This is a genomic window from Exiguobacterium sp. s39 (genome assembly GCF_018618925.1).
GTDB lineage: Bacteria > Bacillota > Bacilli > Exiguobacteriales > Exiguobacteriaceae > Exiguobacterium_A > Exiguobacterium_A abrahamii.
This window is the reverse complement of record NZ_JACSNA010000003.1, coordinates 194,946-208,859: the sequence shown is the minus strand read 5'-3', so window position 1 is coordinate 208,859 and position 13,914 is coordinate 194,946. Positions and strand designations below refer to the sequence as shown.

General features: G+C 49.1%; 11 protein-coding genes and 1 riboswitch. Of the genes, 3 read left to right on the top strand and 8 right to left on the bottom strand.

Features of this window, described 5'->3' with window-relative positions; translation table 11 throughout:
- The first annotated feature begins 7 nt into the window (after positions 1-7).
- Positions 8-85: riboswitch (glycine riboswitch) on the top strand.
- Between the two features lie 160 nt (positions 86-245).
- Positions 246-1,613 (top strand): amino acid permease, encoded by a 1,368-nt coding sequence (locus tag KNQ11_RS14230; RefSeq protein ID WP_050678563.1) that lies wholly within the window; start codon positions 246-248, stop codon positions 1,611-1,613.
- 40 nt (positions 1,614-1,653) lie between these two features.
- Here the strand turns inward: KNQ11_RS14230 and KNQ11_RS14225 are convergent, their stop codons facing one another.
- Complete coding sequence (locus tag KNQ11_RS14225) at positions 1,654-3,183, bottom strand: cryptochrome/photolyase family protein (RefSeq protein WP_214772364.1); 1,530 nt, start codon at positions 3,181-3,183, stop codon at positions 1,654-1,656.
- A gap of 244 nt (positions 3,184-3,427) precedes the next feature.
- On the opposite strand from KNQ11_RS14225, the gene KNQ11_RS14220 reads away from it, so the two are divergent.
- Positions 3,428-4,921 (top strand): malate:quinone oxidoreductase, encoded by a 1,494-nt coding sequence (locus KNQ11_RS14220; protein ID WP_214772362.1) that lies wholly within the window; start codon positions 3,428-3,430, stop codon positions 4,919-4,921.
- Positions 4,922-4,965: 44 nt separating this feature from the next.
- Here the strand turns inward: KNQ11_RS14220 and KNQ11_RS14215 are convergent, their stop codons facing one another.
- Positions 4,966-5,508, bottom strand: a complete 543-nt coding sequence (locus KNQ11_RS14215) for an ECF transporter S component (protein WP_069940113.1) — start codon at positions 5,506-5,508, stop codon at positions 4,966-4,968.
- A 250-nt stretch (positions 5,509-5,758) separates the two neighbouring features.
- On the opposite strand from KNQ11_RS14215, the gene KNQ11_RS14210 reads away from it, so the two are divergent.
- Positions 5,759-6,328: a hypothetical protein gene (locus KNQ11_RS14210; RefSeq protein WP_149428069.1), complete on the top strand. Its 570-nt coding sequence runs from the start codon at positions 5,759-5,761 to the stop codon at positions 6,326-6,328.
- 43 nt (positions 6,329-6,371) lie between these two features.
- Here the strand turns inward: KNQ11_RS14210 and ahpF are convergent, their stop codons facing one another.
- The 6 genes from ahpF to KNQ11_RS14180 all read right to left on the bottom strand — a co-directional run bounded on the left by ahpF (position 6,372) and on the right by KNQ11_RS14180 (position 13,743).
- The gene (ahpF, locus tag KNQ11_RS14205; RefSeq protein WP_214772360.1) at positions 6,372-7,901 is read right to left on the bottom strand and encodes an alkyl hydroperoxide reductase subunit F; all 1,530 of its coding nucleotides are present in this window, start codon (positions 7,899-7,901) and stop codon (positions 6,372-6,374) included.
- 14 nt (positions 7,902-7,915) lie between these two features.
- The gene (gene ahpC, locus KNQ11_RS14200; RefSeq protein WP_023469815.1) at positions 7,916-8,479 is read right to left on the bottom strand and encodes an alkyl hydroperoxide reductase subunit C; all 564 of its coding nucleotides are present in this window, start codon (positions 8,477-8,479) and stop codon (positions 7,916-7,918) included.
- Between the two features lie 221 nt (positions 8,480-8,700).
- Positions 8,701-10,101 (bottom strand): decarboxylating NADP(+)-dependent phosphogluconate dehydrogenase, encoded by a 1,401-nt coding sequence (gnd, locus tag KNQ11_RS14195; protein WP_214772358.1) that lies wholly within the window; start codon positions 10,099-10,101, stop codon positions 8,701-8,703.
- 20 nt (positions 10,102-10,121) lie between these two features.
- A complete protein-coding gene (locus KNQ11_RS14190) occupies positions 10,122-11,468 on the bottom strand; it encodes a GntP family permease (RefSeq protein WP_214772356.1) in 1,347 nt (448 codons plus the stop codon).
- A gap of 24 nt (positions 11,469-11,492) precedes the next feature.
- On the bottom strand, positions 11,493-13,034 hold the full coding sequence (gntK, locus tag KNQ11_RS14185) for a gluconokinase (protein ID WP_214725197.1): 1,542 nt from the start codon (positions 13,032-13,034) through the stop codon (positions 11,493-11,495).
- Positions 13,027-13,743 (bottom strand): GntR family transcriptional regulator, encoded by a 717-nt coding sequence (locus KNQ11_RS14180; protein WP_214772354.1) that lies wholly within the window; start codon positions 13,741-13,743, stop codon positions 13,027-13,029. The genes gntK and KNQ11_RS14180 overlap by 8 nt, the downstream gene beginning before the upstream one ends.
- Positions 13,744-13,914: the final 171 nt, after the last annotated feature.

Sequence of the window (13,914 nt, the reverse complement as noted above, 5' to 3'; positions counted from 1 at the left end):
TATGGCAGGAGCAGCTTCTGGAGAGACCGTGTCGACACGGCGCCGAAGGGTTCACAATCTCAGGCAAACGGACAGAAGAGTAATCACATGCAGCGACGGGCATTCATGGAATGTCGTAGTGGCGTGTATGGGTTATTCCTTTGATTTTGTTGAGATTGGACATTCGTCCAGTCTCTTTTTTTCTTTTTCAGGACCGACAGAACGGTCTGAAGCGTAGAGAAACCATCACAAGGAGGAGTTCAGGTTTGGAACAGCAAGGATTAAAGCGGGATTTATCGAATCGTCATGTACAGTTGATTGCCATTGGTGGAACGATCGGAACAGGGTTATTTTTAGGATCAGGAAAAGCGATCCAACTCGCCGGACCATCGATCATTTTTGCCTACTTACTCGTCGGGATCGCGATCTTCTTCGTCATGCGGGCACTTGGGGAATTGTTATTGTCAAAAGCAGGTTATCAGTCACTCACAGACATCGCAGAAGATTATCTCGGACCACGTGCCGCGTTCGTGACCGGTTGGACGTATTGGTTCTGTTGGATCATGACAGCGATGGCAGACATCATCGCTGTCGGTCTTTACGTCAAGTATTGGTTTGATATCCCGCAATGGATTCCAGCCGTGCTTGCTCTCTTGATTTTACTTGGATTTAACTTGTTGACCGTTAAATTGTTCGGTGAACTAGAGTTTTGGTTTGCCTTGATCAAGGTCGTGACAATCCTTGCTTTGATTGGTGTCGGAATCGTCTTGCTCGCGATTGGGTTTAAAACAGACGCGGGTCCGGTGACGGTCTCGAATCTCTGGTCACATGGCGGCTGGATGCCAAATGGAATTACAGGATTCCTGCTATCGTTCCAAATGGTCGTCTTCGCTTATGTTGGCGTTGAGCTCGTCGGGGTATCCGCAGCAGAGACAGCAGATCCGAAGAAGAACATTCCATCCGCAATCAATAAGATTCCACTTCGGATCTTATTCTTCTATGTCGGTGCCTTACTCGTCCTATTGATGATCAACCCATGGACAGGATTAAGTGCAACAGAGAGCCCGTTCGTCAAGACGTTCAGTCTGATTGGGATTCCGCTCGCAGCAGGAATCATCAACTTCGTCGTACTGACGTCTGCTGCTTCTGCGTGTAACAGCGGAATGTTCTCGACGAGCCGGATTCTGTATAACCTGGGAAATCAACAGCAAGCGTCGAACAAGTTCTCGAAGTTGAATAAAAACCATGTCCCGGCAAACGCCTTGTTCGTCTCAACGATCGTCGTCTCAGTCGGTGCTTTGCTCAGTAAACTGTTACCAGGACAAGCGTTCAGTATCGTTACGACGATCAGTGCGATCTGCTTCATCTGGGTTTGGGGTGTCATCCTCGTCTGTCATCTCCGGTACAAGAAACAAAATCCAGAATTGCATGCGGCGTCGACATTCAAAGCACCATTGACACCACTCGTCAATTACCTCGTGCTCGGATTGTTTGCAGTCATTCTCGTCGTCATGCTGTTTGCTGACGATACACGCCCAGCCTTGTTGCTGACACCGGTCTGGTTCCTCGGACTATTCGGACTGTATCACCTCCGGAAAAAGAAACAACAAGCAGCTAATCAAAAAAGTGCGTAAGCCAAAACAAGCCGGTCGGATCTAATCCGACCGGCTTGTTTTATGGTGTATCGAAAGCACCGTCCTGCAGTTGTTTTCGAAGTGCTTTCGCTTTCTTTCGAATATCGCGTTTGCTGTCCGCATCGCGCTTTCCCCATTGCCGATACATCATCGACATCCGCTGATTATCAGCGAACCGTTTTTCGTGCCGGTCGATGAAGTCCCAGTACAAGGCGTTAAACGGACAAGCATCCTCTCCGAGCATGTCCTTTTGATGGAACGGACATCCCTTGCAATAATCACTCATCTTATGGATGTAATTCGCCGAAGCGATGTACGGTTTCGTCGATAACGTTCCGCCATCAGCATGAAGCGCCATCCCGAGGACGTTCGGTAAGACGACCCAGTCATAGGCATCGATGTACATCTCGTTGAACCAATCTGCCGTCTGTTGCGGCGAAATCGCAAACAGATTAGCGAAATTCCCGAGCACCATCAAGCGTTGGATATGGTGATTGTGCGCATGCTCGACAACAGGACGTAACGATTCAGCGACACAGTTCATGTTCGTCTTCCCGGTCCAGAAAAAGTCCGGTAAATCCGCTTCATGCCGTAGCGCATTGACGGAAGCATAGTCCGGCATCTCGGCTAAGTAGATAGCACGCATGTACTCGCGCCAGCCAAGGATTTGTCGAATAAAACCTTCGACCGCATTGAGCGGAGCATCTTGATCTTCGAGGGCGGCTTCAACTTGACGAATGACCTCTTCCGGTGTCAGCAATCCGAGATTGATTGCTGCGGATAAGAGCGAATGCGATAACGTATCTTCACCGGTCAGCATGGCGTCTTGATACGTTCCGAACGTCTCAAGTCGTTCTTCGATGAAACGATGAAGAGTCCGCGTCGCTTCCTTGCGCGTGACGGGCCAATGGAAGGAATCAAGTGCTCCCGGATGATTGGAAAAATCACGTTCGACCTTGTCGATGACATCCTTTGTGATGCGATCGGGACGAAACTGAATCGGATCGGGGAACGTCGTCCCGGACTTCGCCGGTTTCCGGTTCTCGGCGTCAAACGACCACTTTCCACCAATCGGTTTGGAGCCGTTCATGAGAACGTTTCGTTCCTTGCGCAGTTTGCGATAAAAACGGTCCATCTTGTATGGCTTGTCGCCGATTGCTTCGACCGCTTCTTCCTGTGTCAGTAAAAACAACGGCACGTCGGAACAGACCTCGACCTTGATTTTCTTCGGTAAAGCGTCTTGCCACTTGTGCATCGCCTTTCGCATCGGTTCGTCCGTGATCGCCGTATAGAATACATGATCCGGATCATGATCTTTCCGGTGCGCCTTAAATGCCTGATCGAACGAATCAGCTTCCCGGTAATCGACGGTGAAGCCTTTTTCGCGCAGTTCTTCCGCAAAATGTCGCATCGCTGAGAAGACGAGGACAAGTTTTTGTTTATGGTACGTCTTCCACTTGGAGCGTGAGGTCGCTTCGACCATCAGGATGACGTCGTCTTGTTTGTTTGCTTCCTTCAATAAAGGGAGATCGTGATTCAATTGATTGCCGAATATCCAGCGTGTCGCCATGAGTGTTCCTCCTTTTACTTTCGTTATATGATTACCGTTTTTCGTCAAAGTCATGCCTGATTGTATGCCGGCTGACGAAAATCTTCTTACCTGAATCGTCGCTTTTACACATTTCTGAATGTAAAAGAAGTTCCTTTCTGTGCAAGCTATGATAGGGTTATAATGGAAAGGTAAGTAGTCGTCATGAGGGGGAAGTTTTTCATGACAGGTAGTCCATAATATCAACGGGGATAGGAAGGATATCATGAGCAGTATGCCTAAAAAAACAGACGTTATTTTAATTGGTGCCGGAGTCATGAGCGCGACGTTAGGGGTCTTATTAAAAGAACTCGCGCCTGAGATCAACATCAAGGTATTCGAGAAACTCGCGAGTGCCGGGGAAGAGAGCTCGAACGAGTGGAACAATGCAGGAACAGGTCACGCCGCACTATGCGAACTGAACTATACGACGGAAAATGCCGATGGTTCGATCGATATCAGTAAAGCGGTCAAAGTAAACGAACAGTTCCAACTGTCACGTCAATTCTGGTCGCATCTCGTCAAGGAAGGTGTCTTGCCGAATCCGAAAGAATTCATCATGCCGATTCCACATATGAGCATGGTTGAAGGAACGGAAAACGTCGAATTCCTGAAAAAACGATTGGAAGCGCTATCAGCGAATCCGTTGTTTGCGGGAATGGAATATTCAGAGGATCCAGCGAAATTAGCCGAGTGGATTCCACTCATCATGAACGGTCGGACGTCACCAGAGCCGATCGCTGCGACAAAAATCGATTCAGGAACGGACGTCAACTTTGGTGCGTTGACACGAATCCTGTTTGAATATCTCGCACAACACGATGTAGCGATCAACTATCAGCATGGTGTCGAGGATTTGAAGCGTGTTGACGGGGGTTGGGAAGTCAAAGTGAAGAATGAGCGCGATCACCGGATCGAGCATCATACGGCGCAGTTCGTCTTCATCGGAGGTGGCGGCGGTAGTCTGCCGTTGCTCCAAAAAACAGGCATCGAGGAATCGAAGCAAATCGGTGGTTTCCCGGTCAGTGGTTTATTCCTCGTTTGTAAAAATCCTGAGATCATCGAACAGCACCATGCGAAAGTCTACGGAAAAGCGAAAGTCGGAGCACCGCCGATGTCAGTACCGCACTTAGATACACGATACATCGATGGGAAGAAATCACTCCTCTTCGGACCGTTTGCTGGCTTCTCACCGAAGTTCCTAAAGACAGGATCAAATCTTGATTTGATCGCGTCTGTCAAACCGAACAACGTCTTGACGATGCTTGCTGCGGGAGCTAAAGAGATGGGATTGACGAAGTATCTGATCGAACAAGTCCTCTTGTCGACGGAACAACGGATGAACGAATTACGAGAGTTCATTCCGAATGCGAAGACAGAAGACTGGGATGTCGTCGTCGCTGGTCAACGTGTCCAAGTCATCAAGGATACACCACAAGGAAAAGGGACACTCCAGTTCGGAACAGAGGTCATTAGTGCAGCCGACGGATCTGTCGCTGCCTTACTCGGGGCGTCACCAGGTGCCTCAACAGCAGTTCCCGTCATGCTCGAAGTACTCGCGAAATGTTTCCCGTCCGAATTACCGGCGTGGGAAGCAAAAATCAAGGAGATGATTCCGTCTTACGGGATCTCACTCGTTGAAAATCCGGAGCTGTTCGAACAGATCCATGCCGAAACAGCTAAAACGCTCGAGCTTGAACAAGGTCAACCGATTCGCTAAACGAAAACCGTCCGACTCCACAAGGAGCCGGACGGTGTTTTGATTTAGCGGAAGTTACGGAAGAAACGTGTTTTCTTTAATGCAATCCCGACTGGAATCGCAACGAGGATTCCGACGACGTTTTGTGTGATGTTTCCTGGAATTGAAGCGACTGGTGCGACCCAGTTGCTGTAAAGGATACCTTCACAAACATAGTAAACAGCAAGCATGACGGGAGCAGAAACAATCATTGCGAAAATATTTAAGCCTGGATTGTCTCCTTTGTATCGCGAAGACCAGGCGATACGCCCGACAATATATCCTTGGAGTCCTCGAGCTACGATTGTAAATGGAGCCCAGAGTGTCCATCCACTGATAAGATCAAATAATCCCATGCCGATTGCTCCGGCAATCAGTGCTGTCCGTGGACCGAATAAAATCGCGATGAGAAAGAGCATCGCTGTTCCCATATGAACGAGACCACCGCTTGAAGCGATTGGCAATTTGATATTGATGAATAGTGTCGCGACAAGAACAAGTGCGATTGACATCGCAGTGATGACGAGCTGGCGAGTACGAGTGCTAGAATACGGTGCTGCTTTTTGCATGTGGCTAACCTTCTTTATGATAGATTTTAAGATAGCTTTAATCTATCAGATGACTGGACTAGTCAAAAGTGTCAACTTTGAATTATTTATAGGGGTCAGATTGACTAAAAAGTCGTCATTCGTTCTTAATTCCAAAAGAGTTTAATCTATTCATACAGTCTTAAATGAAAAAATCTCCAAAACGGTTGTCGTTTTTGAATCTACTTTTTGTTTTTTCTGTACAATGAACAGCGAAAGGAAGGGGAAGTTAATGAAATATCAGATCGCGACAGCTGTTTTTTTATTCGCTTCATTGTCACCAGTCATATCGGAGGCAAAGGACCAGACGACACAACATCAACGTTATTACGCGGCATATGAAAAAATCGTGCAGAAAATAAATCGGACACATGAAAATGCGGACGTCACGTTGCTTGCAGCAAATCAATTCGCAGACGAGGACTGGGTTTCGCCGAAACGTTTTCAGGAACGAGCAGTCAAACGGTTGAAGCCGTTACGTGTCCAAACGAGCTTCGAGTGGGATAGTGAACGGACGCTCGAACGCACGCAACGTGGAAACGAAGTCCGGATTATCGGGAATTTCGAGACAGAACTCTTGGAACAGAGTAAACGCCAACGATTATCCGATGTCTTTTCGATGACGTCTCTTGCGATCGATGATGGAAGATGGACGCAAACTGAATTTGTCGGTAGACCAATCGATGCAGGACAAACGATGGTCGTAACGGTCAGTGGTACATACGCGAAGCAAGGCATCTTAACAAAGCACCACATCACAAAAGAATTTCATTGTTCATCCGTTGGTGAAATCTACTATTGAAATAGAAAAAGAGCAAAACTCGTTTGAGTTTCGCTCTTTTCGTTTAATTCCGGATCAAGTGATCGAAAGCACCCAGTGCAGCTGTTGCACCAGATCCCATCGAGATGATGATCTGTTTATACGCGCTATCTGTGCAGTCTCCTGCAGCGAAAACGCCTGGTACGTTCGTTGCGCCGTGGCGATCGACTTGGACTTCACCGAACTTGTTACGGCTCACCGTTTCACCGAGCCAGTCCGTGTTCGGTACGAGACCGATCTGGACGAAGACACCTTCGAGCTCAACGTGACGCTCGACGTTCGTTTCGCGCTCGATGTACGTGATACCGTTCACTTTGTCCGTTCCTGTGATTTCCTTCGTCTGTGCGTTGACGACGACCGTGACGTTCGGAAGCGAAGCGAGGCGTTCTTGAAGAACAGCATCCGCTTTTAGTTCCGGTGCGAATTCAAGGACCGTGACATGCTTGACGATTCCCGCGAGATCGATGGCTGCTTCGATCCCTGAGTTTCCGCCACCGATGACTGCGACACGTTTTCCTTCGAACAACGGACCATCACAGTGTGGACAGTAGGCGACGCCTTTGTTCTTGAATTCGAGTTCGCCTGGGACACCAACGTTACGCCAGCGTGCACCTGTTGAAAGGATCAAACTCTTCGTCTTCAAGACAGCACCGTTCTCAAGCTCGAGCTCGAAAAGGTCTTTCTTCTCAAGACGAGTTGCCCGCTGCAGGTTCATGACATCAATGCCATACTCCTTGACGTGCTCCTCAAGACTTGCGACGAGTTTTGGTCCTTCCGTGTACTTCATGCTGATGAAGTTTTCGATGCTCATCGTATCCATGACTTGTCCACCGAAGCGCTCTGCGACGATTCCTGTCCGGATGCCTTTACGGGCTGCATAGATGGCAGCACTCGATCCAGCTGGACCACCACCGACGACGAGGACATCGTATGGATCTTTATCAGCGAAATCAGAAGCATCGGCACCTGTGCCAAGCTTCGCCAAGATTTCTTCAAGTGACATCCGTCCGTTACCGAATGCTTCGCCGTTGACGAAGACCGTCGGAACAGCCATGATCTCTTTTTGTTCGACTTCTTCCTTAAATGCCGCGCCATCAATCATCGTGTGACTGATGTTCGGGTTGAGGACGCTCATGACGTTCAATGCTTGTACGACATCTGGACAGTTGTGGCAGCTCAAGCTGATGTACGACTCGAAGTGGTACGTTTCTTGAATGCCTTGAATCTGCTTGATGACGTCCGCATCGACCTTCGGTGCTCGACCGCTGACTTGTAGCAGAGCGAGAACGAGGGACGTGAATTCATGACCGAGTGGGATTCCCGCGAACGTGATGCCGCTTGTCTCACCGACACGGTTGACTGTGAAACTTGGTGTCCGGGGAAGGCTTGCCTGCTCGACGGAGATGCGTGGTGTCATGCTTGCGATCTCTTCGACGAGTGCGCTCATCTCAAGCGAGACGGCGTCTGTCCCAGCGCTAACCGCTAGGACGAGATCGCCTTCGAGAAGCTCGAGGTATTGCGCGAGTTGTGCTTTAATGTCTGGTGCTAAAGCCATCGCGAATCCGCTCCTTAAATTTTTCCGACGAGGTCAAGGCTTGGTGTGAGTGTTGCAGAGCCTTCTTCCCATTTCGCTGGGCAGACTTCGCCTGGATTGTTACGTACGTATTGTGCTGCTTTGATTTTGTTGACGAGCGTGCTTGCATCGCGACCGATACCGCCTGCGTTGATCTCAACTGTTTGGATGACGCCGTCTGGGTCGATGATGAACGTACCGCGGTCAGCAAGACCATCTTGTTCGTTCAAGACTTCGAAGTTACGTGAGATGACGTGTGATGGGTCACCGATCATGACGTACTCGATTTTACCGATTGTTTCTGATGTTTCGTGCCATGCTTTATGTGTGAAATGCGTATCTGTTGAGACAGAGTAAACTTCAACGTCAAGCGCTTTGAGGGTTTCGTATTGGTTTTGGAGATCTTCGAGTTCTGTCGGGCAAACGAATGTAAAGTCTGCAGGGTAGAAACATACGACACTCCATTTACCGCGAAGGTTAGCATCCGTTAGGTCAACGAATTCTCCGTTGTGGAATGCTGATGCACTGAATGGTTTTACTTCACTTCCGATTAAAGACATGATAAAAATCCTCCTCAAGGGTTCTATTTTTAGAATCTGTTCTAGTGCATACAAACAATCTGTATTTATCACACTAGAATAATTCTAATCTAATACTAATTTCATATAGACCAACACTTTTGTCAAGGTATAATCGGTAATTTCTTATTTCAGGAAAGATTGTGTGAACAAAAAAAGAAATCCCGACTCCTAAATGAAACAGGAGTCGGGAGCTGTATTCTTTATTGCCAGTCCGTGTGGAAGATCCCTTCGCGGTCTGTCCGAGCATACGTATGAGCACCAAAATAATCGCGTTGTGCTTGCAACATGTTGGCATTCGAATTCGCTGTCCGGTAGCTATCGTAATACGTCAGTGACGTCGATAGAGATGGGAGTGCAAAACCAGATAACGCACCCTCGGCAACGACGTGACGTAACGATTCTTGATACGCCTGTACTTTCTCAGCGAAGAACGGGGCGAGCATCAAGTTCGAGAGGTTCGCATCATTTTTGAACGCTTCACTGATGACGTTCAAGAAGTCGGCCCGGATGATACATCCACCACGGAAGATCAAGGCGATCTCCTCAAGGCGTAAGTTCCAGTCATACAACTCAGACGACGTTCGGTACTGGGTGAAGCCTTGCGCGTATGCGGCAACTTTCCCCATATAAAGCGCTTGACGAATTCGTTCGACCCACGCGTCTCGCTCAAGCGTCGACAAGTCTTCGGGTCCCTTTAGGACAGCAGACGCTGCGACGCGTTCTTCTTTAATAGCTGAAAGGTAACGCGCGAACAGAGCTTCTGTAATGATTGAAGAGGCGATCCCATTATCAATGGCTTGCAGGCTCGTCCATTTTCCAGTTCCTTTTTGACCGGCTTGATCGAGAATGACATCAATCAACGGTTGCCCTGTCTCGTCATCCGTTTTTCGGAGAATGTCCGCTGTGATCTCAATCAGGTAACTTTTCAGTTCACCCGCGTTCCACTCAGCGAAGATATCCGCGACTTCCGTGACGTCGAGTCCGAGACGGAAACGGAGGAAGCTATACGCTTCAGCGATCAGTTGCATGTCCGCATACTCGATTCCGTTATGGACCATCTTAACGAAGTGACCAGCGCCCTTCGGACCAATATAAACACAACATGGATCTCCTTCGACGTGAGCGGCGATCTTCGTCAAGATTGGTGCGACATGTTCGTAAGCTTCTTTCGATCCACCCGGCATGATCGCAGGGCCGGTCCGCGCACCGACTTCACCACCCGATACACCGACACCGATGTATTCGATCCCGTGGCGTTGTAACTCGTCGAAACGACGCTCTGTATCGAGGAAGTGAGAGTTTCCGCCATCCATGATGATATCGCCTGTTTCGAGATGCGGAAGCAACGATTCGATGACTGAATCAATCGCGCTACCGGCTGTGACCATCATGAAGATTTTACGTGGGCGAGCGAGTGATTGAACGAATGCTTCAATGTCGTAGTACGGATGAAGAGGTAGTCCTTCATCATGTGCGACGAGATCGTCCGTTAAATCACGTGTGTAGTTATAGATGGCGACTTCTTCTTGATGACTCGCCATATTCAGTGCCAGGTTGCGTCCCATGACGCCAAGCCCGATGACTCCGATAGAATGTTGCATAAGTAGAACGACTCCTTTTCTTAGACGACGAGGCTGAGGAGAAGAACGAACCCAAGTCCACAAACGGAAATGATCGTCTCAAGCACAGTCCATGTCGCAAACGTTTCTTTTAATGATAATCCGAAATACTCTTTAAACATCCAGAAGCCCGCATCATTGACGTGTGAAGCGATCAGACTACCCGCACCAGTCGCGAGAACGACGAGCGCTAAGTTGACGTCGGATTGCTCTAGTAACGGAATGACGAGACCTGCCGTTGATAGGGCAGCGACTGTCGCGGAACCGAGTGAGATCCGCAGAATCGCAGCGATCAACCAAGCGAGTAGAATCGGGGATAACGCCGACCCCTCAAATAAGTGCGCGACGTATTTTCCAACACCACCGTCAATCAAGACTTGTTTGAAGGCACCGCCACCACCGATGATCAATAGCATCATCCCGATTTGGGCGATCGCCGTCGTACAAGATTCCATGACCGTTTGCATCGGAATCTTACGCGCGATCCCCATCGTGTAGACCGCGACGAGTAACGAAATCAACATCGCCGTCGAGGCGTTCCCGATGAACTCGATTGCCGAGATGACACTGTTTTCACCCCAACCGAGTGTTTCTTGTAAAAGCGTGAAGATTGTTGCGACCGACATCAAGAGGACCGGTAGCATCGCCGTGAAGACACTGATGCCGAAGCCTGGTGTCTCGTCTAAATCAAATTCTTTTTGTTCCCCGAGTGACGCGATGTTTCCTGTCCGTGTAAACGATTCAGGAACGAGTCGTTTGGCGATTTTCGTAAAGATAGGACCGGCGATGATGACGGTCGGAACAGCAACGATGAAACCATACAATAAGACTTCCCCGATATTGGCTTTATACTCCCCGGCGATGACGGTCGGACCCGGGTGAGGTGGTAAGAAGCCGTGCGTGACAGATAGTGCTGCGACCATCGGGATCCCGAGATACAGGATCGAGACGCGGAGCTGACGTGAAATCGCAAAGACGATTGGAATCAACAAAACGAGTCCGACTTCGAAGAAGAGGGCGATCCCGATGATGAACGAAGCGACGACAACCGCCCACTGGATGTTCTTTTCCCCGAATCGGGCGACAAGCGTCATGGCGATTCGCTGCGCCCCCCCGGCGTCAGCAATCAGCTTTCCAAGCATGGCACCGAGACCAAAAATCAGTGCCAAGTGACCAAGCGTTCCTCCGATACCGGCTTCGATCGTCTTGACGATCTGATCGAGCGGCATGCCGAGTAGTAGTGCAACGCCAAAGGAAACGATGATGAGTGAGACGAACGTATTTAATTTCAACCCCATGATGAGAACGAGCAACGCGACAATCCCAATTCCTACGATGACTAAAGGCATGATGACTTCCCCCAAAAGATTAAGTTAGTTTTCTTCTTGAATCAAGCTCCGTTGATACGTAGCGATTCGTTTGTGATCCTCAGACAATGTCCGCGCTAGACTAATGAAAATTGGTAAGAGCTGACGATATTCATGCATCGCTTCTTCATTTGGTACATGGCGATGCGTTTCCCCGATCATCTCAGAGACGACTTCGAACGAATCGACTTCCCCTGTCGCATACAGTCCAAGAATACAAGCACCAAGACATGAACTTTCAAAACTTTCCGGAATGACGACTTCTGATTCAAAGATGTCCGCCATCATTTGGCGCCAGACTTCGGACCGGGCAAACCCACCTGTTGCCTGAATCCGTGTCACGGGACCGTCCATGCACTCGATTAGGGCGAGGAAGACGGTATAGAGATTGTAGATGACGCCTTCTAGTGCCGCCCGGATCATATGCTCTTTTTTGTGCGAAAGTGTCAAACCGAAGAACGAACCGCTGACATCCGGATTCCAAAGCGGCGCACGTTCACCGGACAAGTAAGGATGGAACAATAGCCCGTCGGATCCAGGACGGACGCGTTCGGCAATCTTCGTCAAAACAGCGTACGGATCGATGCCAAGGCGTTTTGCTGTCTCGACTTCTGCTGAAGCGAGTTCGTCTCGGATCCACCGTAAGACCATTCCACCATTATTAACGGGTCCGCCGATGACCCAGTGGTCCTCGGTCAGCGCGTAACAGAACGTACGTCCCTTTTCATCGGTCTGCGGACGATCAATGATCGTTCGGATGGCACCGCTCGTTCCGATCGTGATCGCAATTTCCCCTTTGCGAATCGCGTTGACACCTAAGTTAGAAAGGACACCGTCACTGGCACCGACTAGGAACGGCGTATCGATGGAGAGTCCCATTTGTCGTGCGTAATCAGCATTTAGTTCGGTACATGTCGTCGTCGTCGGTACGGGTTCCGATAAGTAGCTTGCATCGATCCCTGCGACGTGTAACGCGCCCGTATCCCAGCCTAATTCATGAATGTTGAAAAGACCGGTCGCTGAAGCGAGAGAGTGGTCGATGACATATCTGCCGAACAGTCTTTGGAACACGAATTCCTTGATCCCGACATATTTTTTCGTTTGAGCATGGAGCTCCGGACGATCTTCGACGAGCCAACTGATTTTGCTGAGCGGTGACATCGGATGAATCGGTGTTCCGGTCCGGTGATAGATCGATAGACCATATTGTTCCTTGATCTTGTTCGACCATGCTTCACTCCGACTGTCTGCCCACGTGATGCAGGCAGTCAATGGTTGATGCTGTGCGTCCATTGCGATCAAGCTGTGCATAGCACTACTGAACGCGACGAACTTTGGTGGCATGCTCGGATGACGTTTCGTGATCAAGCGGATTGATTCGAGTACAGCATCAAAAATTTCTTCCGGATCCTGCTCCGCCGTCGAGCGATTTGGTGTATGGAGCGGGTAACCGACGTTCGTTTGTCCGATGACCTCTCCTTTTGTCGTAAATAAGACCGCTTTCGTACTCGTCGTTCCGATATCGACGCCTAACATATATTCAGTCATGTGAATCGACTCCTTTCGACATCATTTGTTGCGTTTTCCAGAGATCTTCGACTTCCTGGACGTCATCAAAGTTCTGATGTAAGGAAGCAACCATCCGTTCACGGTCGCCTGTCTCGATCGCTTCGATGTACAAGGCGTGGTTCGCGAGGATGCGTTCGAAGTCTTCGATGTCTTCCTCGAATCGTACCCGCATCGATAGGAGGATGAAACTTTCCATGACCGGTTTGAGATTTTGCCAAATCATGCTGACATATCCATGATCAATCGAGCGGATGATCGTTTCATGAAACAGTACATCCTGGAAGGAGAATTCATCGGCATCCTTGTATTTGATGGCAACCTTCATCATTTCGAGAATTTTACTGAGCTCTCGGACGAGTTCTGCCCGTTCGATTTTGACGAGTCGTTCGAAGACGAACGTTTCGATGAGTAGCCGGACATCATAGATTTCCTGAATGTCGCGCTCAGACAAACCGACGACGACTGCTCCCATCCGCTCGAGACGAATCAATTGTTCGGATGCAAGGACCTTTAATGCATCACGGACAGGCGAGCGACTGACTGAAAAATCAGAGGCTAATTTGTTCTCAGATAAGATGTTACCGCTTTCAATCCTTCCTGAAATGATGCGCATCCGTAGCTCGTGTGCAACACGATCTCCGGCGGAAGCTTTTGATAACCACTTCAAGGGGTATAACATTTCTGACATGGAATCACCTGATTTCTAAAGTGAGTATACTTGTATACAAGTTAGTATATACGTTTTTTTCTAAAATGCAAACGCTTAACTTAAAACGGATCGATCCACGCAGAAATCAGGAAATCGGTTCCAAATATGTTAGGGTGAAGGAGTAAGCAACGCACAGAACGGGTAAGGAGG

What these genes read in the sequence shown, in the direction of transcription:
- gnd (WP_214772358.1), bottom strand. Translation starts at nt 10,101, where the DNA reads ATGCAACATTCTATCGGAGTCATCGGGCTTGGCGTCATGGGACGCAAC.
- KNQ11_RS14220 (WP_214772362.1), top strand. Translation starts at nt 3,428, where the DNA reads ATGAGCAGTATGCCTAAAAAAACAGACGTTATTTTAATTGGTGCCGGA.
- ahpC (WP_023469815.1), bottom strand. Translation starts at nt 8,479, where the DNA reads ATGTCTTTAATCGGAAGTGAAGTAAAACCATTCAGTGCATCAGCATTC.
- KNQ11_RS14225 (WP_214772364.1), bottom strand. Translation starts at nt 3,183, where the DNA reads ATGGCGACACGCTGGATATTCGGCAATCAATTGAATCACGATCTCCCT.
- ahpF (WP_214772360.1), bottom strand. Translation starts at nt 7,901, where the DNA reads ATGGCTTTAGCACCAGACATTAAAGCACAACTCGCGCAATACCTCGAG.
- gntK (WP_214725197.1), bottom strand. Translation starts at nt 13,034, where the DNA reads ATGACTGAATATATGTTAGGCGTCGATATCGGAACGACGAGTACGAAA.
- KNQ11_RS14210 (WP_149428069.1), top strand. Translation starts at nt 5,759, where the DNA reads ATGAAATATCAGATCGCGACAGCTGTTTTTTTATTCGCTTCATTGTCA.
- KNQ11_RS14215 (WP_069940113.1), bottom strand. Translation starts at nt 5,508, where the DNA reads ATGCAAAAAGCAGCACCGTATTCTAGCACTCGTACTCGCCAGCTCGTC.
- KNQ11_RS14180 (WP_214772354.1), bottom strand. Translation starts at nt 13,743, where the DNA reads ATGTCAGAAATGTTATACCCCTTGAAGTGGTTATCAAAAGCTTCCGCC.
- KNQ11_RS14190 (WP_214772356.1), bottom strand. Translation starts at nt 11,468, where the DNA reads ATGCCTTTAGTCATCGTAGGAATTGGGATTGTCGCGTTGCTCGTTCTC.